At 55.5% G+C, this 7,075-nt stretch carries 6 protein-coding genes and 1 pseudogene; 5 read left to right on the top strand and 2 right to left on the bottom strand.

All coding sequences use genetic code 11. The features are described 5' to 3' along the window. A partial coding sequence (locus tag DWB67_RS15095; RefSeq protein WP_182911602.1) for a transposase occupies positions 1–152 on the bottom strand: 152 nt, incomplete at its 3' end. Between the two features lie 536 nt (positions 153–688). Here DWB67_RS15095 and DWB67_RS15090 point away from each other — a divergent pair. Then, positions 689–1,306, top strand: coding sequence for a cytochrome c oxidase assembly protein (locus tag DWB67_RS15090; RefSeq protein WP_119808419.1), 618 nt, complete (start codon positions 689–691; stop codon positions 1,304–1,306). Beyond that, positions 1,303–1,803 (top strand): CopD family protein, encoded by a 501-nt coding sequence (locus tag DWB67_RS15085; RefSeq protein WP_119808414.1) that lies wholly within the window; start codon positions 1,303–1,305, stop codon positions 1,801–1,803. The genes DWB67_RS15090 and DWB67_RS15085 overlap by 4 nt, the downstream gene beginning before the upstream one ends. Before the next feature lie 8 nt (positions 1,804–1,811). Here the strand turns inward: DWB67_RS15085 and DWB67_RS15080 are convergent, their stop codons facing one another. Then, positions 1,812–2,345, bottom strand: coding sequence for a DUF2231 domain-containing protein (locus DWB67_RS15080; protein WP_255418702.1), 534 nt, complete (start codon positions 2,343–2,345; stop codon positions 1,812–1,814). Between the two features lie 174 nt (positions 2,346–2,519). On the opposite strand from DWB67_RS15080, the gene DWB67_RS15075 reads away from it, so the two are divergent. The 3 genes and pseudogenes from DWB67_RS15075 to DWB67_RS15060 all read left to right on the top strand — a co-directional run bounded on the left by DWB67_RS15075 (position 2,520) and on the right by DWB67_RS15060 (position 6,910). Further along, positions 2,520–3,041 carry a cytochrome B gene (locus tag DWB67_RS15075; protein WP_255418701.1) on the top strand — a complete coding sequence of 174 codons (522 nt, stop codon included), beginning with the start codon at positions 2,520–2,522 and terminating at the stop codon, positions 3,039–3,041. Further along, positions 3,038–5,527, top strand: a complete 2,490-nt coding sequence (locus DWB67_RS15070; RefSeq protein WP_119808412.1) for a cbb3-type cytochrome c oxidase subunit I — start codon at positions 3,038–3,040, stop codon at positions 5,525–5,527. Before DWB67_RS15075 ends, DWB67_RS15070 begins: the two co-directional genes overlap by 4 nt. Positions 5,528–6,043: 516 nt before the next feature. Next, positions 6,044–6,910: pseudogene (locus tag DWB67_RS15060) on the top strand (IS5 family transposase). The last annotated feature ends 165 nt before the right edge of the window (positions 6,911–7,075 follow it).

Raw genomic sequence — 7,075 nt, 5'->3', positions numbered from 1 at the left:
CGAAACGGCAACTTGAACAGCACTTTGATGGTCAGGCAGAACTGGACCGCCGCGTCGGAAAACACCGCAGGGCGACCGGGGCTGCCGTCATGCGGCGCAAGCCAGGTCACTTCCTTGTCCAACCAGATTAGCAGTGATCCGCGTTTGCGCAGCGACGCAGTATCGTCGGACCAGTTCGTTGTGCGGTAGCGGGCGGGTGATGAAGGGTGATGGCTTACTTATGCGGTTAGAGTTCTGCAACAACGCCGTTCATTGACGGAAAACAGCATAAGTATTTTATATTATGTCATCTGAAAGGCAAAGTAGCTTGTCGTTTTACAAATATTGTAAAACGTCACTATAGTTGTACTTTTTCGAAAACTACTCTTTCGTCTTCGCCACCCTGAATCACGTCAAAAGGCTAAAATCAACGGGTCTGGAACCTACGGGTTAATCTGTAGTTATTCAGTTCAGGTGTACAGCGCATACCCTTTAACGCAATTAAGTATTTCTGGAACGGATTGTTCGAACACGGGTTGGAACAATACACGCGACTAACGGGGGGGTATCGATGGCGGTACAAGGTGATGTATCCGAATTGATCGGAACCGCGACTATTTATTGTGGTCCCGCCCCCACTCCAAATCAGCTGTGGGCGAGCTGGAATACGGATCCGGCAGTGTTGGCGGGACTTATCTCATTCAGTGCGATGATATGGATCAAGCGGCAGCATATCAGCCTTGGGCCCGCTGTCGTTGGATTGATCGCGCTGTTTGTCGCTTTCGTTTCACCGCTTTGCGCTTTCACGTCCGCCCTGTTTACGGCACGTGCCATCCACCATGTTGTCATTCTGACACTTGCAGCACCGGCATTGGCAATAGCTATGCCGGTGGTTCGCATCGGCACTGTAAGTCTGTGGCTGGCAGCTGTAACCGCTGTGATGGTTGCATGGCATATCCCATCAATATATTCTTGGATCTGGCAATCGGCCATCGCTTATTGGAGTATGCAGGCAGCGATGCTGGGTTCGGCGTGGGCGTTCTGGTCCATGGCTCTTGCTGCACCTGAAAGAACCGAACAGATCATTTACAATGCATTCGGCATTGCGGGATTGGCGGGGATCATGGGCCTTGTCGGGGCAGTGCTGACATTTTCATCCTCGATCCTTTATTTCGAACATGTCGATGGCGCGGCGCTGTGGGGTCTGGCACCGATCGCCGATCAGCAATTGGCCGGTCTGGTCATGTGGGTTCCGGGTTTTGTGCCAGTTGCAACCCTTGCGGCGGTCATGCTGCGTCGCAGCTGGATGCGCGGGATAGAGGCATGATTGCCGCGCTGAAGTTTTTCCACCTTGCGGCACTGTTGTGTTGGTGCGCGGCATTGATTGCGCTTCCTGTGCTGATGACCCTTTACAGTGGTTTCGGGAAACGGGAGTTGAAACGCGGTCAAAGGCAGACGCGCTATTCCGAGTTCCGCTTGATCACCCACTATGGATATGTCGCCTTTGCCACCCCTGCTGCCATTCTGGCCGTTGTGGCTGGGACAGGCCTAATCTTTGCGGCGGATATTTTTGATCTGTGGCTGGTTGCCAAACTTGCGTTGGTCGCCGGAATGGCATTGGTCCATGCATGGCTGGGTCATCTGGTGGTGATTTCGGCAGAGGATAGGGGATTGCACAAGATGCCCTCGCCGTTATTCGCATTGGCGGCGGTAATTCCAATGATGATCGGTGTTTTATGGCTGGTTCTGGCCAAGCCCGATCTGGTGTGGGTTACCGACTGGATGCCGGAAGTGATGCTGTCACCTAGGGGGGAAGGATTATGACTGCCGCCCTAACCTTCCGGTCCGGCCTGCGTTCCAATCCGATAATCAAAGACCAGTTTTCCCCCATGCCAACCGGTAATTCCCGTCATGACTGCGGCCAAGGCCGAAATCAGCAGTCCGAAGGGCAGAACAGCCGCGACATGGTCTGGCAACCGGAACCCCCAATTCAGCCCCAAAACCGACAAAAGCATGACAGCAAGGATAAAATGGGTCCAGCTTGCCGAACGGATACGGATGCCTGGCGCTATCAACAATTCGACCGTGCCGGTCGCGCCTGCGACAATACCGATCAGAAAGGCCAATCCGGAGGTCCACAATGCAACGCGGGGCCAGAATTCCTCGGCGCTGAACCAATACATCGCATCGGCACCAAGGGTGCAAACCGCCAGAGATATCGGGAAGGCCACCATCATTGCGTGCAGCGGATGACCGGAAAGGGCAACCTTGGATTCCGTATCACCAAAAGCGGCATGTTCCTCGATCGGGTCGGACAGTCGGCGGCGTTGTTTCCAAGTGTATTTCTGGCGCATTGTCGCTCTCATGTTCGGGCGGTCTGGTCATACAAGGCGGCAGCACTAGCAACGGTTCCTTTTATCACCGCTTGCGATGCACCGCTAAGCACCCTATCGCCCGCAGGCCCCGCAGCAACCGAAATTGCCCGTCTTTGGTGGATCATGGCTGCTGGAGCGGGGCTTATTACGGCGATAATCGCAGCCATGCTGTGGATTGCCATGCGGCGCGGCCCGCGTAAAACATCGGCACGAATATGGATTTGTGGCTGGGGTCTGGTCTTCAGCATGACGCTGCTGACCCTGCTGTTGGGCAGCGCATTGTGGGTTGGCGAACGGATGATTGCGCAGGGTGACAATGTGATCCGTGTTCAAGCGCATGCCAGCAGATACAACTGGCAGTTTACCCAGCCCGCGCCGGATGGCAGGCTGGTCACGACCGACAACATCCTTTTTGTGCCAGCCGGTCAACCTTTCGAGGTTGCAATACATTCTGATGACGTGATCCACAGCTTCTGGGTCCCGCGCCTTGGCGGCAAGATGGATGCCATACCCGGGCATGTGAACCTGCACCGGCTTCAGGCAGACCAGCCGGGACAATATGCGGGACAATCGGCAGAATTCTCGGGGCCCGGTTACCGTGACATGCGATTCACACTGGTTGCCTATGATCCCGCTGACCCGCCAAAGGCATTGACCGACGCCCCGCTTCCCAAGGCCCTACCATGACCGATATACCACCGAACAAGGCACAACGCGCGCTGCATCTTCATCGTGAACTGGATAAGGTCTGGGCCGATCTGCCGGGATTGCGGGGGTTCTTTACCTCGGTCAATCATGGAACCATCGGTCTGCGTTTCATGGCCACTGCGTTTGTCTTCTTCGCAATCGGCGGCGTTCTGGCAATGATGATCCGCGCCCAATTGGCCACCCGCCAGGGCGCGTTCCTGTCAAGCGAGCTTTATAACCAGATCTTCACGATGCACGGCAGCATCATGATGTTCCTGTTCGCCATCCCCCTGCTTGAGGGGTTGGCCCTATGGCTGTTGCCCAAAATTCTTGGGGCGCGGGATATGGCCTTTCCACGGCTAAGCGCACTTGGCTATTTCTGTTATCTATTCGGCGGCACGACCATCGTATTGTCGTTAATTTTCGGGGTCGCGCCTGATGGCGGCTGGTTCATGTATGTCCCCTTGTCAGACAAGACCTATACGCCGGGTGTAAATGCCGATGTCTGGCTGCTGGGCGTTACCTTCGTCGAGATCAGCGCCATGGCCGCCGCGGTTGAAATCACCGTGACCATCCTGCGATGCCGCGCAGCCTATATGCCCCTGACCAAGATGCCGCTAATGGCGTGGTATCTGCTGGGCACGGCAGCAATGATGTTGATCGGTTTTCCGCCGCTTATCCTCGGCTCGATCCTGCTTGAATTGCAGCGTGCATTCGACTGGCCATTTTTCGACATCACGCGCGGCGGTGACCCGTTGCTGTGGCAACACCTGTTCTGGCTGTTCGGCCACCCCGAGGTTTATATCATTTTCCTGCCAGCCGCAGGTGCATTGTCTACGATTATTCCTGTCCTCAGCCGGACGAAGATCCTTGGATATGGTGCGATCGTTGCTGCCATTCTTGGATTGGTGTTCCTGTCATTCGGACTGTGGGTGCATCACATGTTCACCGTCGGCATTCCGCATATGGCACTGGCGTTCTTCTCTGCGGCCTCTGCTTTGGTGGCGGTTCCGACCGCGGTGCAGGTCTTTGCGTGGATCGGCACGATGTACGAAGGCCGCGTCCAGTTCCGTTTGCCAATGTTGTATATCATCGGGTTTTTCGCGACATTTGTTTTAGGCGGTTTGACAGGCGTGATGCTGGCGATGGTGCCCTTCAACTGGCAGGCGCATGATACGGCCTTTGTGACCGCCCATCTGCACTATGTCCTAGTTGGCGGGTTCGTCTTTCCCATGCTGGCCGCTGTGACATGGTGGATGCCGATGATCAGCGGTCGCTGGCGTGTTGCAGGCTTGGGTGAATCAGCGTTCTGGCTGATTTTTATCGGATTTCATGGCACATTTTTCATCATGCATCTGACCGGTCTTTTGGGTATGCCGCGCCGCATCGACGCCTATCCGGACAATCCCGAGTGGGAAATTCTGAACCTTGTCTCGTCAATCTTCGGTATGATTCAAGCAGCAGGGTTCGCCCTGTTTGCGTTTGACATGGTAATGCAATGGTTGTTCGGGCGACGCAGCTGGCGCAATCCTTGGAGGGCGCCGACGCTGGATTGGGCCATGCCCCTGCCCGCGCCATCATATAACTTCGCGTCGCTGCCCGGTCCCGTCCATGATAACGCCACCGCAATCTTGCCCTTGGCAAAAGGAGAAGGCCTTCTTCCCGGTGCGCCGCGCGGACATCGTGAAACTCTGGTGGTCGAACCTGCCAGCGGAAAGCCCGACCATATCGCCGTTCTGGCCAGCAATACGGCCCTGCCCGTTCTGACATCCTTGGCCATTGGCAGCTTTTTCGGGTTGATGTTGGCGGGACTGTACTGGCTGACGCCGATTGGCATTGTAGCCACTTTGGTCATGGCATGGCGGTGGGGAACGATCATGGGTGTCGATTATGATCCGCCGTGGATCGAGGTTGCGCCCTTATTGACCCTGCCCACCCATTTCAGCGTTACAAATACCTTGGCCTATACGGGCTGTGTTGCCCTGTTGGTGGCAGACGGCACCGTCTTTGCATCGCTGCTGTTTGGTCTTGGTTTTTTGAATGTTGTCGCGCCGAATTGGCCTGCGCCCGAAACCGGTTGGGCAACCGGCATGATGGGCTTAATGGCGCTTGCAGCGTTTCTAGTGATACTAGCCGCAACCTTTGCAGGCAGAAAGGCCGCGACATCTCGTGATCCTCGCGTCTGGACGCGGGTCGGTTTCGTTTGCGCGGTTCTTGGGCTGATCCTTATGGCTGGTCTGGCAACGGGGCTGGATGACCCGCGACGCCATGCAGGCGACGCATTGCGGGCCGTCATGCTGGGATATGTCGCCGTCCATGCGATTGTGGTTGCTATGCTAGCCCTGCGTTCGGACCGTGACGCCCGCACAGGTCGCGTCGGGCCGCATCGTCGGGGCGCGATCCCAGCATGGCAACTGTTTCAAAGGTTCTTGCTGTTCACCGCAACGATCAGCCTGACCGTCGTCGTAACGCAAGAGGTCCTTTAATGGGCTGGCTTCTAAGATCTCTGGCAGGACCGGTCCTTTGGGCCGTATTATTTTCAGCAGTCTATGCGCTGCACGGGATCGGGTGCGCGGGGGGGTGGCAAAACCGACCATTCTTCTGGACTGATCTGCAGCATGCAGTATTGGCAGGCCTATGGCTGACGGGCATTATCGCGCATCTGATCCTTGTCAGATACCTGCCGTCGGGCGACGGAATAAAGCAATTTCTTATTATTGCGGGCACCGTCATAGGTCTGGTTAGTTCAGCGATCACCCTATTTCCAGTTGTGATAATTTCATCGTGTTTATCGCTCTAGCGTTTTGACATCGCAGTTCAGCTTAGACCTAAAAGGCGATGTATTTTTCATAACGGTTTGCAATATATCATATATTTTCGGTCTATGTTGCACAAATCGGATAAGGATTCATGTCGTGGATTCGGTGTGGTAGCTAGCCCGCATGAGCAAACCGATATCACCTACCTAGAAGACGACGAACTGCGCAAATTATAACGCGGCGCTGAAGCGTCGTCGATCACTGGCGATCTGGTTCGATCCCGAGATGAACTGGAATGCTAAAACTTCCGGTAGGAGGAGCAGGTCGCGAATTTTCAGTAACGCTGCCCCAAATATGCCTAACGATGAACGTGCTATTCGGAATGGCGCTTCGGCCGACGACGGGCTTTGTGGAAAGTCTGTTGGACTGACGGGCCTTGATCGGGACGTGCCAGACTTTAGCGACACCTGCCGCCGTCAAAGGGTGCTTTCAGAGCACATTCCATATCGTGGCGCTAACGGCCCACTGCATCTGCTAACCAATAACCGATATCAAGATCCAAGGTGAAGGCGAATTGAACGCCCGCAAGCAAGGCGGCCCCAAACGGCGCGCCTGGTGCGGGATCCGCATTGGTATCGACGAGCAAGCACTGGAAATCAGAGTAGTCAAGGTCACCGGCAGCAATACCAGCGACACGCAGACGCTGCCTCATCTACTCGACCAAATTCCGCGCGATCAGCAGATTGGCAGCGTGCCCAGGGACGGTGCATACGACACGCGCCGACGTCACAACGCCATCGCTGGCCATGGTGTGACCGCAGTCATCCCACCACGCAGAAATGCCTAGCCATGGAAGCCAACTACCGCCGGCGCTATCGCCATGAAAAACACACTCCGCGCATCAAGATATTTTGGTCGGCCACTCTGGCGAAACTGGAGCGAATATCACCGGCCAAGTCACGTCGAGACAAAGATGCATTGCATGAAACTGCTAGGCCTGAGGCTGAGGGCGCGCGACTTTGACCGCCAGGTCGCTAAGGTTCAGGTGCGCATTGCGATCCAGAAATGCTACACCGCCTCGGCATCCCTGTTACGAAAGCAGTGGGATAGATCTGGCGGGGGTACGAGGAGAACCGTTCATCAGCTGGTTTGCGCAACAGAGCCACATTCGGTTGCGAAGTCAATTATATCCCATTGCCGATTGTTTTACTATTCTAACCCGCATGGTATCTTATACCATCACGGTATCAGCACGCATTGGACATCCTGTTATTG

The organism is Paracoccus sp. JM45 (assembly GCF_003590715.1).
Classification (GTDB): domain Bacteria; phylum Pseudomonadota; class Alphaproteobacteria; order Rhodobacterales; family Rhodobacteraceae; genus Paracoccus.
Note: the sequence above shows the minus strand (reverse complement) of the source record. Positions and strands in the feature narration are given on the sequence as shown.